The organism is Myxococcus llanfairpwllgwyngyllgogerychwyrndrobwllllantysiliogogogochensis, assembly GCF_006636215.1.
Taxonomy (GTDB): Bacteria; Myxococcota; Myxococcia; order Myxococcales; family Myxococcaceae; genus Myxococcus; species Myxococcus llanfairpwllgwyngyllgogerychwyrndrobwllllantysiliogogogochensis.
The window spans coordinates 1-382 of record NZ_VIFM01001041.1; the positions used below are offsets into that span (position 1 = coordinate 1).

Consider the following 382-nt stretch of genomic DNA (forward strand, 5'->3'; position numbering starts at 1 on the left):
GCCCACCACCGCCCCGGGCAGCGCGGTGATGATGATGAAGGGGTCCAGCCAGGACTGGAAGTTGACCACCATCAGCGCATAGACGAGCACCGCCGCGAACAGCAGGCCCAACAGCAGCCGGTCAAAGCTGGTGCGCATGCTCTCCACCTGCCCACGCACCTGGATGCGCGAGCCCGGCGGCAGCTCCTCTCGGTAGCGGTCGACGATCGGCTCCAGCCGCGACGCCACGCTGCCCAGGTCCGTGTCCTGGACGTCCGCGCGGACGTTGAAGGTGGGCTGGATGTCCACGTGGGTGACGAAGACGGGCGTCCACTCGCGCTGCACCCGGGTGAGGTCGCCCAGGAGCTGGGGCCCCTCGCGGGTGGGCAGCGCCATCCGTGTC

1 protein-coding gene is annotated in these 382 nt (G+C 69.9%); it reads right to left on the reverse strand.

Annotated elements, in window-relative coordinates:
- Positions 1–382: efflux RND transporter permease subunit (locus FJV41_RS51850; protein ID WP_141649717.1), on the reverse strand; the 382-nt coding region annotated here is incomplete at both ends.